At 61.8% G+C, this 15,516-nt stretch carries 13 protein-coding genes; 5 read left to right on the top strand and 8 right to left on the bottom strand.

Annotated elements, in window-relative coordinates:
• Window positions 1–55: 55 nt before the first annotated feature.
• Together BLU76_RS17110 and BLU76_RS17105 are read right to left on the bottom strand one after the other, a co-directional pair.
• Window positions 56–1,129 (bottom strand): AI-2E family transporter, encoded by a 1,074-nt coding sequence (locus BLU76_RS17110; protein WP_072346498.1) that lies wholly within the window; start codon window positions 1,127–1,129, stop codon window positions 56–58.
• A gap of 32 nt (window positions 1,130–1,161) precedes the next feature.
• Entirely contained in the window at window positions 1,162–2,220 is a 1,059-nt protein-coding gene (locus tag BLU76_RS17105) for a DUF2066 domain-containing protein (RefSeq protein ID WP_092223586.1), read from the bottom strand.
• Between the two features lie 363 nt (window positions 2,221–2,583).
• On the opposite strand from BLU76_RS17105, the gene purM reads away from it, so the two are divergent.
• The 4 genes from purM to BLU76_RS17085 all read left to right on the top strand — a co-directional run bounded on the left by purM (window position 2,584) and on the right by BLU76_RS17085 (window position 5,485).
• Entirely contained in the window at window positions 2,584–3,642 is a 1,059-nt protein-coding gene (gene purM, locus BLU76_RS17100; RefSeq protein WP_092145288.1) for a phosphoribosylformylglycinamidine cyclo-ligase, read from the top strand.
• On the top strand, window positions 3,642–4,292 hold the full coding sequence (gene purN / locus BLU76_RS17095) for a phosphoribosylglycinamide formyltransferase (protein WP_003204660.1): 651 nt from the start codon (window positions 3,642–3,644) through the stop codon (window positions 4,290–4,292). The genes purM and purN overlap by 1 nt, the downstream gene beginning before the upstream one ends.
• 8 nt (window positions 4,293–4,300) lie before the next feature.
• Complete coding sequence (locus BLU76_RS17090; RefSeq protein WP_063324753.1) at window positions 4,301–5,014, top strand: DUF3108 domain-containing protein; 714 nt, start codon at window positions 4,301–4,303, stop codon at window positions 5,012–5,014.
• A gap of 276 nt (window positions 5,015–5,290) precedes the next feature.
• Entirely contained in the window at window positions 5,291–5,485 is a 195-nt protein-coding gene (locus BLU76_RS17085; protein WP_092145286.1) for a hypothetical protein, read from the top strand.
• Window positions 5,486–5,615: 130 nt separating this feature from the next.
• On the opposite strand, the gene BLU76_RS17080 is transcribed toward BLU76_RS17085, so the two are convergent.
• The 6 genes from BLU76_RS17080 to BLU76_RS17055 all read right to left on the bottom strand — a co-directional run bounded on the left by BLU76_RS17080 (window position 5,616) and on the right by BLU76_RS17055 (window position 12,435).
• Window positions 5,616–6,155, bottom strand: coding sequence for a DUF2058 domain-containing protein (locus BLU76_RS17080; protein ID WP_092223583.1), 540 nt, complete (start codon window positions 6,153–6,155; stop codon window positions 5,616–5,618).
• A 26-nt stretch (window positions 6,156–6,181) separates the two neighbouring features.
• Window positions 6,182–7,015 (bottom strand): nucleoside triphosphate pyrophosphohydrolase, encoded by an 834-nt coding sequence (gene mazG, locus BLU76_RS17075; RefSeq protein ID WP_092223581.1) that lies wholly within the window; start codon window positions 7,013–7,015, stop codon window positions 6,182–6,184.
• A 113-nt stretch (window positions 7,016–7,128) separates the two neighbouring features.
• Window positions 7,129–9,375, bottom strand: coding sequence for a GTP diphosphokinase (gene relA, locus BLU76_RS17070; RefSeq protein WP_003204671.1), 2,247 nt, complete (start codon window positions 9,373–9,375; stop codon window positions 7,129–7,131).
• Window positions 9,376–9,475: 100 nt separating this feature from the next.
• Window positions 9,476–10,846 carry a 23S rRNA (uracil(1939)-C(5))-methyltransferase RlmD gene (gene rlmD / locus BLU76_RS17065; protein ID WP_092223579.1) on the bottom strand — a complete coding sequence of 457 codons (1,371 nt, stop codon included), beginning with the start codon at window positions 10,844–10,846 and terminating at the stop codon, window positions 9,476–9,478.
• Window positions 10,846–11,748 carry a cysteine synthase CysM gene (gene cysM / locus BLU76_RS17060; RefSeq protein ID WP_092223577.1) on the bottom strand — a complete coding sequence of 301 codons (903 nt, stop codon included), beginning with the start codon at window positions 11,746–11,748 and terminating at the stop codon, window positions 10,846–10,848. The genes rlmD and cysM overlap by 1 nt, the downstream gene beginning before the upstream one ends.
• A gap of 294 nt (window positions 11,749–12,042) precedes the next feature.
• On the bottom strand, window positions 12,043–12,435 hold the full coding sequence (locus BLU76_RS17055; protein WP_072346484.1) for a hypothetical protein: 393 nt from the start codon (window positions 12,433–12,435) through the stop codon (window positions 12,043–12,045).
• 287 nt (window positions 12,436–12,722) lie between these two features.
• Between BLU76_RS17055 and BLU76_RS17050 the strand changes: the two genes are divergently transcribed.
• Complete coding sequence (locus BLU76_RS17050; RefSeq protein ID WP_063325240.1) at window positions 12,723–15,473, top strand: response regulator; 2,751 nt, start codon at window positions 12,723–12,725, stop codon at window positions 15,471–15,473.
• Window positions 15,474–15,516 lie beyond the last annotated feature (43 nt).

Here is a 15,516-nt window from a genome sequence, read left to right as displayed (position 1 = left end):
GCAGCGGCAAGAGGACAGAGCGTCGGTTTCCCTGACGCTCCGCCAACGATTTGCCCTACAGGTCGGGGTCTTCAGCGCCGCTATAAATGTCCGAATCCTTGTACAAATCATGCATATGGCGCACCAGCACCATGATCACCGCCGCCACCGGCAGCGCCAACAGAATCCCGGTGAAGCCGAACAACTCTCCCCCAGCCAGGATCGCGAAGATCACCGCTACCGGATGCAGGCCAATACGATCGCCCACCAGCAGCGGCGTCAGCACCATGCCCTCCAGCGCCTGACCGACCATGAACACCGCGACGATGCCCACCATCGGGTACAGGTCGCCGCCGAACTGGAACAATCCGGCGATCAATGCCGCGCCAATACCAATCACAAAACCCATGTACGGCACGATGGCGGCCAGGCCGGCGATCAGGCCGATCAACAGGCCCAGTTCCAGCCCTACCAGCATCAGCCCTGCGGCATAGATGAAACCCAGGGCCACCATCACCAGCAGTTGCCCGCGCACGAACGCCCCCAGCACTTCGTGGCATTCGAAGGTCAAGGTCATGATGCGTTCTTCACGGTGACGCGGCAGCAGGCTGCGGATCTTGGCCATCATCAAGTCCCAATCCCGCAACAGATAAAAGGCCACCACCGGAATCAGCACCAGGTTCGCCAGCCAGCCGATCAACGCCAGGCCCGAGGCCGTGGCCTGGCTCAACACCACGCCAACGATGTCGGTGGTCTGGCCCATGTGCTCGCTGATGGCCGCCTTGACCTTGTCGAACTTCCAGAAACCGTCCGCCAACCCCAGCTTCGATTGCACCCACGGCATCGCGCTGTGCTGCAACCAATCGAGCATCTGCGGCGCCAACTCGTACAGGCGCAACAGTTGCTTGGCGAGCATCGGTATCAGCACCAGCAACAACGCGCTCACAATCAAGGTGAACAGTGCAAATACCGCCACCACGCCCCATGTGCGCGACAGGCCGAGTTTTTCCAGGCGATCCACCACCGGATCGAACAGATAGGCCAGCAGCAGCGCAACCAGGAACGGCGTCAGGATCGGATGCAGCAAATAGATAAGGGCGAACAGCAGGGCAACCCCACCCAACCAGAACCAACGCCGCGTATCGCCCATGAACCACTCCTAGCTATATAAAGAAAGAAAACCTACCAGCGGAACCGCAGATTGGCTGCCGGCGCCGGCACAGGTGGTGCAACCGGGGCCGAGCCATCGGCGGCGGGAGGCGCCACTGGCACTGGCGCGACGGCCTCGCCGGGCGGAACTTCCTGAAGTTTCGCCAGGGCCAGTTGCGCCTTCAACTGCTCGGCGCTGCCGTTGACTCGATAGACGATCCGATCACCCTCGACCTGCTGCAACTGCCCACCAAATGGTTCGAGCAAACGCCCAAGCGCCGCATACCGCTCAAGGTTCATGCCCTGCACCTCCAGCAACTGTTCAGTCGCCACGCCCGGCTTGGCGACGAAGCGCGGCGCCAGGCGCTGGTTCACCGCCAACATCACCGCGTCAGCCAATGCGGCCGGATCGGCGCCCTGGGCCGTACCCTGCTCACGCTGATCGCCCAGCCACAGGCGCCAGGCCCCATTCCACTGCCCGCCCTCCTCCTTGGCGTGGACCGCCAGCAAGGCGTCTGTCGCGTAGCGCTCCGAGGCATCGCGCAAAGGCGCCGGATCGCTGCCTTCCAGGTTTGGTGCGGTGGCAACGATCTGCTCGCTCAAGTCCGCCAGCGGCAGGTGCAACGCCAGCCCCCGATGCTGGGCGGCACGCCGCAATGGCGTGGCGCTGGCCTGGCCATCGCCCACCAGGCTGGAGCCCTCGGCTGAGTCGTTCAGCCACCAACCCAGGATCGATGGCCGGTTCGCACTCCACAGTGACAAGCCTGCCGAGCGCAACGCCCGGTCGGTACTCGCCGGGTCGAAGTCCACCTTGAGGCTTTCCGGCGGGCCGGCGTCGTAGCCATATTGAAGAATGATCTGTTGCGGGTCCTTGCGGATCGCCGCCAGGCCAGGATTCTGGGAGGCCTTGGCGTCGCCGGTCAGGCGCAGCACCAACGTGTCCAGCGCACGCAGAGTCGCCTGGTTACGCTCTTCCGGGGTCTGGCTGCTGACCGGCTCGAGCACTTGATACAGGCCATTGACGGTTTCGGCATGACTCGCCAGGCTGATCAGCGCCAGGCAGCCCATAGACAAGAATTTGAACAAACGCATGGAAGATTCCCGGACATAACGGCTGGAACAGGCCGTGTGAAGAAGATTGAGCATGGCTGTGACCACAACACCCGGCAAAACATTCACACGCCCGATGGAAGTTTCGCACGGTCATCACCATAGCCGGTTACCGCTACACCTTATACAGACGCGCTACGCAGTACCAATATAAGAAATATCGGTTTTTTTCCGTGGATATGTCCCTGCCCGTCGGCGCGAGGATGGCCGCTGCCCCTCAAGCCTGATAAAATCGCGCGCCTTCGCAGACCGGCAATGGCTGGGCTCCCGGAATAATTCGTACAACGGTTATTCAATGGCCCCGCGTCGGTCGTTACCCAGAAATCCCCCCTAAAGGCCTGGATCATGAGCAAGCAACCCTCCCTGAGCTACAAGGACGCCGGTGTAGACATCGACGCCGGTGAAGCATTGGTCGAACGCATCAAGAGCGTCGCCAAGCGCACTGCGCGTCCGGAAGTCATGGGCGGCCTGGGCGGTTTCGGCGCCCTCTGCGAGATCCCGGCCGGCTATAAGCAACCGGTCCTGGTCTCGGGCACCGACGGCGTCGGCACCAAGCTGCGCCTGGCCCTGAACCTGAACAAGCACGACAGCATCGGCATCGACCTGGTGGCCATGTGCGTGAACGACCTGGTGGTCTGCGGCGCCGAGCCGCTGTTCTTCCTCGACTACTACGCCACCGGCAAACTGAACGTCGACACCGCCGCCCAGGTGGTGACCGGCATCGGCGCCGGCTGTGAATTGGCCGGCTGCTCCCTGGTCGGTGGCGAAACCGCTGAAATGCCTGGCATGTACGAAGGCGAAGACTACGATCTGGCCGGCTTCTGCGTCGGCGTCGTGGAAAAGGCCGAGATCATCGACGGCTCGAAAGTCGCCGCTGGCGATGCCCTGCTCGCCCTGCCGTCCTCCGGCCCGCACTCCAACGGCTACTCGCTGATCCGCAAGATCATCGAAGTCTCGGGTGCCGACATCGAAAACACCCAGCTCGCCGGCAAGCCACTGGCCGACCTGCTGATGGCCCCGACCCGCATCTACGTCAAGCCGCTGCTCAAGCTGATCAAGGACACCGGCGCCGTCAAGGCCATGGCCCACATCACCGGTGGTGGCCTGCTGGACAACATCCCGCGCGTGCTGCCAAAAGGCGCCCAGGCCGTGGTCGACGTGGCGAGCTGGACCCGCCCGGCGGTGTTCGACTGGCTGCAAGAGAAAGGCAATGTCGATGAAACCGAAATGCACCGCGTGCTGAACTGCGGCGTGGGCATGGTCATCTGCGTGGCCCAGGAGCACGTCGAGACAGCCCTGAACGTATTGCGTGAAGCTGGTGAGCAGCCTTGGGTCATCGGCCAGATCGCTACCGCCGCCGAAGGCGCTGCACAGGTCGAGCTGAAAAACCTTAAGGCGCACTGATGTCCGCAACCTGTGACGTGGTGGTGCTGCTGTCCGGCACCGGCAGTAATTTGCAGGCCCTGATCGACAGCACCCGGACCGGCGACAGCCCGGTCCGTATCCGCGCGGTAATCTCCAACCGCGCCGATGCCTATGGCCTGCAACGCGCCAAGGACGCGGGGATCGATACCCGCGTCCTGGATCACAAGGCGTTCGAGGGCCGCGAAGCCTTCGACGCCGCGTTGATCGAACAGATCGACACCTTCAATCCGCAACTGGTGGTCCTCGCTGGCTTCATGCGCATCCTCAGCGCCGGCTTCGTGCGTCACTACCAGGGCCGCCTGTTCAATATCCATCCTTCGCTGCTACCCAAATACAAAGGGTTACACACTCATCAGCGGGCGCTGGAGGCCGGAGACACGGAGCATGGCTGCTCGGTGCACTTTGTCACCGAGGAACTCGATGGCGGACCACTGGTCGTACAGGCAGTAATACCGGTAGAGTTGCACGACACGCCGCAAAGCCTGGCGCAACGGGTTCACGCCCGCGAGCACCAGATCTACCCGATGGCCGTGCGTTGGTTTGCCGAAGGAAGGCTGACCCTCGACGATCGCGGAGCCTCACTGGACGGCCAGTTGCTCGCCGCCAGCGGCCATTTGATTCGATACTAGGAGATTTTATGCGTCGCGCCCTGCTCTTCGCTTGCGCTCTGCTTGCCCTGCCCCTGGCACAGGCTGCGGAACTACAACCGTTCTCCGCCAGCTATACCGCCGACTGGAAACAATTGCCCATGAGCGGCACCGCCGAGCGCAGCCTGACCAAGGAAGCCAACGGCACCTGGAAGCTGAGCTTCAAGGCTTCGATGATGATCGCCAGCCTGACCGAAGAAAGCACCCTGACCCTGGACAAGGACACGCTGCTGCCACAGTCCTACCACTTCGAACGCGGTGGCCTGGGCAAAGCCAAGAAGGCCGACCTGGACTTCGATTGGAACACCAAGATGGTCACCGGCACCGATCGCGGCGACGCGGTCAAGCTGCCGCTCAACCGTGGCATGGTCGATAAATCCACCTATCAACTGGCCCTGCAGCACGACGTGGCGGCCGGCAAGAAAAGCATGAGCTATCAGGTCGTCGATGATGGCGAGATCGATACTTATGACTTCCGCGTGCTGGGCTCGGAAAAAGTCGACACCAAGGCCGGCCAGATCGACGCGATCAAGGTCGAGCGCGTGCGCGACCCGACACAAAGCAAGCGCATCACCGTGCTCTGGTTCGCCAAGGACTGGGACTACCTGCTGGTGCGCCTGCAACAGGTCGAGACCGACGGCAAGGAGTACAACATCATGCTCCTGGACGGCACGGTCAACGGCAAGGCTGTGAAAGGCAGCTGATCGACGCAAACATCAGGAAGCCCCGCCATGCGGGGCTTTTTATTGCCTGGATTTCAAGCTCCCACAGGATTTGTATTCATGGAGGATTACGACATGAAATCTTCTTCATGAAAAACACCTGCGACCGAATGCCGCGCACCACCTGGCCTGCAGGATTATGGCGCTTTCCATGAAAACTTCTTAACGAACCGGGGCATTTACTTAGCACGCTATCCAAATCTATAACCAAGTCCTGCACACGCCTTGCTGCAGATAACAGAGATTGGAGCTTGCAAGATGACTGTGAAAGTAACTGAACGCGATGACGCCCATATGTCCCACGAAGGCATTGCCGCCGGTATCCGGATCTGGGATGTGCATCAACAGGATTTGCTGGTGGGGATGTTCCACTCGGAAACGGATGCCCATAGCTACAAGGCTGAGCTGGAGCGCGAGGAACGGCTGCGCTCGCGAGAAATGACGGAATCCTGAACGACACGAGGACCCTGTGGCGAGGGAGCTTGCTCCCGCTGGGCTGCATAGCAGCCCTTTCTTGTGAGCGCTTCGCACTCAAGCGGGAGCAAGCTCCCTCGCCACGGGTCGTTTTTTCAGGTTGCCGGCTTTACCACATCAAATCATCCGGAATCTGATACGCCGCGTACGGATCATCGGCATCCACTTCTTGGGTCTGGGTGTTGAGCTGGACGATGCGCTTGGGATCGCGTTCCTGGATCTTCAGGGCCGCCTCGCGCGGGATCACTTCGTAACCGCCGGCATGGTGGACGATCGCCAACGAGCCGCTGCTCAGCTTGTTGCGCATCAGGGTGTTGACCGAGATGCGCTTGACCTTCTTGTCGTCGACGAAGTTGTAGTAATCCTCGGTGGTCAGCTTCGGCAGGCGCGAGACTTCGATCAATTGCTTGATCTGCGCGGCCCGGGCCTTCTGCTCGACCTTTTCCTGCTGCTGCCGGTTGAGTTCCTGGTCGCGCTTGACCTTCTCGGCCATGGCCTCTTGGGCCGCACGCTGCTGGGAGTCATCCAGTTCGATCTGGCCTTTGTGGGCCAGGCGCTGCTGCTTCTGTTTCTCTTTGCCGACCTGCTTGGCCTGCTTTTGGTTGACCAGCCCTGCTTTGAGCAACTGGTCGCGAAGGGAAAGGCTCATGGTGCTTACTCACTTAGGCAACGGCCTCAGCCACAGCTGGGCAAATTCTTTTCCTGACGTTTGGCTTCGCCCCACAAGGCGTCCAACTCTTCGAGGGTGCAATCTTCCATGGGACGGTGGGTGTCGCGCAATGCCTGTTCGATAAATCGGAACCGTCGTTCGAACTTCCCGTTGGCGCCACGCAGGGCGGTTTCCGGGTCGACCTTCAGGTGGCGAGCCAGGTTCACCACGCTGAACAGCAGGTCGCCGATCTCGTCGCTGATAGCCACCGGATCGTTGTCGGCCATGGCTTCAAGCACTTCGTCCAGCTCCTCCCGGACCTTGTCGAGCACCGGCAACGGGCCTGGCCAGTCGAAACCGACCTGCGCCGCACGCTTTTGCAGCTTCGCCGAACGGGACAACGCCGGCAGCGCCCCCGGCACATCGTCGAGTAACGACAACTGCTCGGGGGCCGCGGCTTTCTCGGCCCGCTCCTCTGCCTTGATCTCTTCCCAGCGCTGCTTGACCTGCTCTTCACTCAGGCGCGGGATGTCCACTGGCGCGTAAAGGTCACTGGTAGGAAACACATGGGGATGACGACGGATCAGCTTGCGGGTGATGCTGTCGACCACCCCGGCGAATTCGAAACGGTTTTCTTCCCGGGCCAGTTGGCTGTAATACACCACTTGGAACAACAAGTCGCCCAACTCGCCCTGCAAATGATCGAAGTCGCCGCGCTCGATGGCATCGGCCACTTCGTAGGCTTCTTCAAGCGTATGAGGAACGATGGTCGCGTAGGTTTGCTGGATGTCCCACGGGCAGCCGTACTGCGGGTCCCGCAGGCGGTTCATCAGGTGGAGCAGGTCTTCGAGGCTATACATCAATCCATCTCATCACAAAATAACCCTGTGGGAGCGAGCTTGCTCGCGATGGCGGCCGGTCAGTGATGGACCGCTATCGCGAGCAAGCTCGCTCCCACATGTTTGGACTGCGCTTAACCTGGCGTCCGGTTACGCCGGGTCTCGATGATGTTCGGCAACTGGGAAATCCGCCCCAGCAACCGCCCCAGCGCATCCAGCCCCGGGATCTCGATGGTCAGCGACATCAACGCGGTGTTGTCTTCCTTGTTCGAACGGGTGTTGACCGCCAGCACGTTGATCCGCTCGTTCAGCAACACCTGGGACACGTCACGCAGCAGGCCGGAGCGGTCGTAGGCGCGGATGACGATGTCCACCGGGTAGGTGAGCACCGGCACCGGGCCCCAACTGACCTGGATGATCCGCTCCGGCTCGCGACCGGCCAGTTGCAGCACCGAGGCACAGTCCTGGCGGTGAATGCTCACGCCACGGCCCTGGGTGATGTAGCCGACGATCGCATCCCCCGGCAACGGCTGGCAGCAGCCGGCCATCTGGGTCATCAGGTTGCCCACGCCCTGGATCTGGATATCGCCGCGCTTGCCCGGTTTGTAGCCGGTAGCCTTGCGCGGGATCAGCTCCAGTTGCTCGTTGCCCCGCTCCGGCTCCACCAGTTGCTGGGCCAGGTTGACCAACTGCGCCAAGCGCAGATCGCCGGCACCGAGGGCGGCGAACATGTCTTCGGCGGTTTTCATGTTGGCTTTTTCGGCCAGCTTGTCGAAATCCACCTGCGGCAGGCCCAGGCGACCGAGTTCACGCTCGAGCAGGGTCTTGCCAGCGGCGACGTTCTGGTCGCGAGCCTGCAACTTGAACCAGTGGACGATTTTCGCCCGGGCCCGCGACGTGGTGATGTAGCCCAGGTTCGGGTTCAGCCAGTCGCGGCTCGGCGTACCGTGCTTGCTGGTGATGATCTCGACCTGTTCACCGGTCTGCAGACTGTAGTTGAGCGGTACGATCCGCCCGTTGATCTTGGCGCCACGGCAGTTGTGGCCGATCTCGGTGTGGACCCGGTAGGCGAAGTCCAGCGGCGTCGCGCCCTTGGGCAGGTCGATGGCATGGCCGTCGGGGGTGAAGATATAGACCCGGTCCGGCTCGATATCGACCCGCAGCTGTTCGGCCAGGCCGCCGATGTCACCCAGTTCCTCGTGCCACTCCAGCACCTGACGCAGCCAGGAGATCTTCTCTTCGTAGTGATTGGAGCCGGACTTGACGTCGGTGCCCTTGTATTTCCAGTGGGCGCAGACGCCCAGCTCAGCCTCCTCGTGCATCGCATGGGTGCGAATCTGCACTTCCAGTACCTTGCCCTCGGGGCCGATCACTGCAGTGTGCAGCGAGCGATAACCGTTTTCCTTGGGGTTGGCAATGTAGTCGTCGAACTCCTTCGGAATGTGCCGCCACAAGGTATGGACGATCCCCAGCGCGGTGTAGCAGTCGCGCATTTCCGGGACCAGGACGCGAACGGCGCGAACGTCGTAGATCTGGCTGAATTCCAGGCCCTTGCGCTGCATTTTTCGCCAGATCGAGTAGATGTGCTTGGCCCGGCCACTGATGTCGGCTACCACGCCGGTGGCCTGCAACTCTTCGCGCAACTGGGTCATCACATCGGTGATGAAACGCTCGCGATCCAGGCGCCGCTCATGCAACAGCTTGGCGATCTGTTTGTATTGATCCGGCTCCAGGTAGCGGAAGGACAGGTCCTCCAGCTCCCACTTGATGTGACCGATGCCGAGACGGTGGGCCAGGGGGGCATAGATGTCGAACACCTCCCGGGCGACGCGATTGCGTTTTTCGTCATCGGCAGACTTCACGGCGCGGATGGCGCAGGTACGTTCGGCCAGCTTGATCAGCGCGACGCGCACGTCGTCAACCATCGCCACCAGCATCTTGCGCAGGTTTTCCACCTGGCCCTGGGTGCCCAGCACCATGGACTGGCGCGGGCTGAGGCTGGCGCTGATGGCGGCCATGCGCAGCACGCCATCGATCAGCTTGGCGACCACCGTGCCGAAGCGCTGGCTGACCACCGGTAGCTGGATCTGGCCTTCGCGCACGCCGCGGTACAACACCGCCGCCACCAGGGAGTCCTGGTCGAGCTTGAGGTCAGCAAGAATTTCGGCGATCTCCAGGCCCGTCTGGAAACTCGAGGTGCCTTCGGACCACAGGTTCTTCGCTGCGTTATGTTGCTGCTCCGCCTCACGAGCGAACTCGCAGGCGGCCTTCAAGGCTTCGCGATCCAGAGCCATGTCGACGCTGACCGCATGATCGAGCCAAGCCTCGAGATTGATACTGCCGTCGGTGTTGATCGGCTGGTGTGCTCTCACCTGTACCATCTTTACTTACCTTCCCTACGACGCAGATTCAATGCGTCAACTTCGCTGACCTTCATGCCCGTGTTTACGCCCAGGGCTGTGGCGAGTTGGCACGAACGGGTCAGTCGGACAAGCCATCCTGGCTCGCTTCAAATAACGCCATGGCCTCGACATGCGCCGTTTGAGGAAACATATCGAGAATCCCGGCACGTTTTAACCGGTAGCCCTGCTTGATCAGTTCGACCGTATCCCGGGCCAAAGTTGCCGGGTTGCACGATACATAGACCAACCGTTTGGCACCCAGGGACGACAGTTTGCGCACCACCTCGAAAGCACCGTCACGGGGTGGGTCCAAGAGTACCGCAGAAAAGCCTTCGCCGATCCATTGGGCATCAGCCAGAGGCTGGGATAAATCGGCCTGAAAAAAGGCCGTGTTATTCAAATTGTTACTGACGGCATTGGCCGCCGCACGATCCACCATGGTCTGCACGCCTTCGACAGCCACCACCTGGCGCACGCTTTGGGCCAGCGGCAAGGCAAAGTTGCCCAGGCCGCAGAACAGATCCAGCACCCGTTCCTCGGCTCGCGGTGCCAGCCATTGCAGGGCCTGGGCGATCATCGCCTCGTTGACCCCGGCGTTCACCTGGATGAAATCCCCCGGTCGGTAAGCCAGCTCAAGGTCCCAGGCATCCAGGCGAAACCCGAGAGCTTGCCCGGGCTCGACCGGTTGCGGCTCACCTTCACCGTGCAGCCACAACTGGGCTTCATGGAACGCGCAGAAGTCCTTGAGGATCGTCAGGTCGGCCTCCGACAGCGGCGCCATGTGGCGCAGCAATACCGCGAGGGACGAACCGGCGAACAATTCCACATGCCCCAACACCTGGGGTTTGCTCAAGCGACGCAGCATCTCCGGCAGGCGGCTCATGATCGGCTGCAAGGGCTGTACCAGCACCGGGCAATCACCGATGGCGATGATGTCCTGGCTGCCGACGGCGCGGAAACCGACTTCGAGTTTTTTCGCCTTCTGGTCCCAACGCACCGCCACGCGGGCGCGACGCCGGTAACCGAATTCCGGCCCGCTCAAGGGCGCGGCCCATTCCTCTGGCACCACCCCGGCCACCCGCGACAACTGCTCGGCGAGCATGCGCTGTTTCAGGGCGAGTTGTTCGTCATGGGGCAAATGTTGGACGCTGCAACCGCCGCAGCGACCAGCATGGACGCACGGCGCCGCACGTCGCAGTTCACTGGGCAGGAACACGCGCTCGGTACGGGCCTCGACCACTTTGCCATGGGCACCGAGCACCCGCGCCTCGACTTCTTCGCCGGCCAGGGCGCCGATGACAAACCAGGTGCGCCCTTCAATAAAGGCGATGCCCCGACCGTCGTTGGCCAGGCGCTCGATGGTCAGGCGCTGCTTCTTGCCGGTGGGCACTTGCGGGGCCCGGCTTCCGCCGCTGGGCTGGAAGCGCAGGCCTCTCTCTTGCTTGGCCATCAGTTGGGCGCGTCGAAAATGCCGGTCGACAGGTAACGGTCGCCACGGTCACAGATGATCGCGACGATCACCGCGTTTTCAACTTCCTTGGACAGGCGCAGCATCCCCGCCACGGCACCGCCCGAAGACACGCCGCAGAAGATGCCCTCCTCGCGCGCCAGGCGGCGGGTGGTGTCCTCGGCTTCGCTCTGGGCCATGTCGATGATGCGATCCACGCGGTCGGCCTGGTAGATCTTTGGCAGATATTCCTCGGGCCAGCGACGAATGCCGGGGATGGCCGAGCCTTCCATCGGTTGCAGGCCAATGATCTGCACGTTCGGGTTCTGTTCTTTCAGGTAGCGCGAGGTGCCCATGATGGTGCCGGTGGTGCCCATCGAGCTGACGAAATGGGTGATGGTGCCGTCGGTCTGGCGCCAGATCTCAGGGCCGGTGGAGGTGTAGTGGGCCTCTGGATTGTCGCCGTTGGCGAACTGGTCCAGCACTTTGCCACGACCCTCGGCCTGCATGCGCTCGGCCAGGTCCCGGGCGCCTTCCATGCCCTGCTCCTGAGTCACCAGGATCAACTCGGCACCGTAGGCTGCCATCGCTGCCTTGCGCTCGGCGCTGGAATTGTCGGGCATGATCAGGATCATCTTGTAGCCCTTGATCGCCGCCGCCATCGCCAGGGCAATACCGGTGTTGCCGGAAGTCGCCTCGATCAGCGTATCGCCAGGTCGGATCTGCCCGCGCAATTCGCCACGGGTGATCATCGACAGCGCCGGCCGGTCCTTGACCGAACCCGCCGGGTTATTCCCTTCGAGCTTGAGCAAAAGCGTATTAGTGGTCACGCCGGGCAAGCGTTGCAAACGGACCAGCGGAGTGTTGCCGACGCAATCGGCGATGGTTGGGTACTGCAGAGTCATGGCGTATTCGCAATCCGGACTGCGGGGGCGCCTATCATACCGGCAAACCTGGCGCGGCCATATCACGCAAAGTAAGGGGGTTATGGCTTATGGGAATAAGCGAGCCAAGATGTGACGAGTGAGCTTGCTTCCGCCTGCCGGCGTAGCGGCCTCAAGCTATTTTCTGAGTGGCAGGGGCGAGGAGGCTGCACATCGGCTGAAACTCATCGCTAACGTCGCGAACATGAACAGTGAACGAAGTCTGATGGGGGGACCTTACACATGGAGGCGCCCCCCTACCCTCAACATCCAAACCTATACCCTCTGGACGTCAAATATCCCATCGACTTTTTGGTGATCCGAGGTCTTCACATCAAAATGACCTCTGTACTTGCTTTTCGTCTCGATGGTGTCAAGGGTCAAGGCTCCGGTTGCCGCCTCCCCCTGGAAACCGTAGAACGACATATATATCCAGATACCATGTTCCTTGATCTCATAGGTACCAGGTGCTGTCAGTGAGCTGAACTGCACGATGACAATACCCTCCCCTATGAGCCCCACAATGGAGTGACCGGGTTGATCCAGGATATGAACATCCTCGGTTTTCGTAACCTGTCCATTAAGCGAGATAGTTATTGAGCCTTTCGCATCAAGTCGGGGTGCAATCTTTACAGCTTTCAATCTTTCTTCTGCATGCTTGGTATTCATGTTGTTCTCCCGTTGTTTCTATGCAGTTCAACGAGACCGAGCTTAAACAGAAGAACAAAAACAACACCTGTCAACGTTGACAGGCCCGACCGAAGGTCCGATGGGCGAGTCTGAGCGGACACAGGCCCGGAGGTTGCTTGCCAGGTCATTACAGGACTGGCAGTACGGATGCGCGGGCAGGCATGATTTTTACGAAGATTGCCCGCCCGCAAATCGCTACACTGCGCAGGTATTGCATGCCGGATGCGTGCAAGTTCAATCAAACCCGCTGGATGCAGGAGACAAGTGTGCTCAAGAAACTGGGAATCAAAGGCCGTGTGCTGTTGCTGACCCTGTTGCCGACCAGCCTGATGGCGCTGGTCCTGGGCGGCTATTTCACCTGGATGCAGCAATCGGAGCTGCATGCCCAGTTGTTGCAACGCGGTGAAATGATCGCCGAACAACTTGCGCCGCTGGTCGCCCCAGCCATGAGCCGCCAGGACATCGATCTACTGGAGCGCATCGCCACCCAGTCCCTCGAACAGGCGGACGTGCGCGCCGTCACCTTCCTCGCCCCCGACCGCGTACCACTGGCCCACGCCGGCCCGACCATGCTCAACCGGGCGCCGGAGGGCAACAGCACGCAGCTACTGCAACGCACTGGCAACGACGCCACGCGCTACTTGCTGCCGGTATTCGGCAAGCACCGCAACCTGGCGGGCGAACTGATTCCCGAAGAAGCCGACCGCCTGTTGGGCTGGGTCGAGTTGGAGTTGTCCCACAGCGGTATGTTGCTGCGCGGCTATCGCAGCCTGTTCGCCAGCCTGCTGTTGATCGCCGCTGGCCTGTGCCTGACCGGCTTGCTGGCCCTGCGCATGGGCCGCACGATCAACCGCCCACTGAGCCAGATCAAGCAGGCCGTGGCACAACTCAAGGACGGTCACCTGGAAACCCGCCTGCCGCCGCTGGGCAGCCAGGAGCTGGACGAACTGGCCTCGGGCATCAACCGCATGGCCAGTACCTTGCAGAACGCCCAGGAAGAATTGCAGCACAGCATCGACCAGGCCACCGAGGACGTGCGCCAGAACCTGGAAACCATCGAGATCCAGAACATCGAGCTGGACCTGGCTCGCAAGGAAGCCCTGGAAGCGAGCCGGATCAAGTCCGAGTTCCTGGCGAACATGAGCCATGAAATCCGCACGCCGCTCAACGGTATCCTCGGCTTTACCCACCTGTTGCAGAAAAGCGAACTGACCCCACGCCAGCTCGACTACCTGGGTACCATTGAAAAATCCGCCGACAGCCTGCTGGGGATCATCAACGAGATCCTCGACTTTTCGAAGATCGAGGCCGGCAAGCTGGTGCTCGACAGCATTCCGTTCAACTTGCGCGACCTGCTGCAGGACACCCTGACCATCCTCGCCCCCGCCGCCCATGCCAAGCAGTTGGAACTGGTGAGCCTGGTCTACCGGGACACGCCACTGTCGCTGGTGGGCGATCCACTGCGCCTCAAGCAGATCCTCACCAACCTGGTGAGCAACGCCATCAAGTTCACCCGCGAGGGCACCATCGTCGCCCGGGCCATGCTCGAAGACGAGCACGAAGACAGCGTGCAGTTGCGCATCAGCATCCAGGACACCGGCATCGGCCTGTCCAACCAGGATGTGCGGGCGCTGTTCCAGGCGTTCAGCCAGGCTGACAATTCGCTGTCGCGGCAACCGGGGGGCACCGGCTTGGGCCTGGTGATTTCCAAGCGCCTGGTGGAACAGATGGGCGGGGAGATCGGCGTCGACAGCACACCGGGCGAAGGCTCGGAGTTCTGGATCAGCCTGCGCCTGCCCAAGACCCGTGACGATGCCGAGGACCTGCCCGGCCCACCGTTGCTGGGCCGGCGTGTAGCGGTGCTGGAGAATCACGAACTGGCCCGCCAGGCCTTGCAGCACCAGCTTGAAGACTGTGGCCTGCAAGTGACGCCGTTCAACACCCTGGAAAGCTTGACCAACGGTATCACCATCGCCCATCAGACCGATCAGGCGATCGACCTGGCCGTGCTGGGCATCACCAGCAACGACATGCCACCGGAGCGCCTCAACCAACACATCTGGGACCTTGAGCACCTGGGCTGCAAAGTACTCGTGCTGTGCCCCACCACCGAACAGACCCTGTATCACCTCTCGGTGCCCAACCCTCACAGCCAGCTCCAGGCCAAGCCGGCCTGCACCCGCAAGTTGCGCCGCGCGCTTTCCGACCTGGTCAACCCGCGCCCGACCCGCAGCGACCCCCACGAACCGGTTTCCAGCCGCGCCCCGAAAGTGCTGTGCGTGGACGACAACCCGGCCAACCTGCTGCTGGTGCAGACCCTGCTCGAAGACATGGGCGCCAAGGTGCTGGCTGTGGAAAGCGGTTATGCGGCGGTCAAGGCCGTGCAGAAGGAAACCTTCGACCTGGTCTTGATGGACGTGCAGATGCCCGGCATGGACGGTCGCCAGAGCACCGAGGCGGTCCGCCAGTGGGAAAGCGAGCGGCACTGCACGCCGCTGCCGATCGTCGCCCTCACCGCCCACGCCATGGCCAACGAAAAGCGCGCCCTGCTGCAAAGTGGCATGGATGATTACCTGACCAAACCCATCAGCGAGCGGCAACTGGCCCAGGTGGTGCTCAAATGGACTGGCCTGGCCCTGCGCAACCAGTCACCGGAGCGCAGCGGCGATGCCCCGGGCGGCAGCGAACTGTTGGTGCTCGATCACGAAGAAGGCCTTCGCCTGGCCGCCGGCAAGGCTGACCTGGCGGCGGACATGCTGGCGATGCTGCTGGCCTCCCTGGAAGCCGACCGCGAAGCGATCCGCCAGGCCATCGAGGCCAACGATCACAACGCACTGATCGAACGCGTCCACCGCCTGCACGGCGCCACCCGCTACTGCGGCGTACCGCAATTGCGGGCGGCCTGCCAGCGCAGCGAAACCCTGCTCAAGCAACAGGATCCCAAGGCCGCCGACGCCCTGGAAGAATTGGAGCGGGCCATCAACCGCCTGGCCAGCGAGGCGCGTATCAGCGCCTGATCCAGGGCAATGGCGACCGGAGCGATGGCGGTTAAGCTGGGTC

Source organism: Pseudomonas sp. NFACC08-1 (assembly GCF_900106735.1).
Classification (GTDB): domain Bacteria; phylum Pseudomonadota; class Gammaproteobacteria; order Pseudomonadales; family Pseudomonadaceae; genus Aquipseudomonas; species Aquipseudomonas fluorescens_Q.
This window is presented reverse-complemented; position numbering and strand designations above follow the sequence as displayed.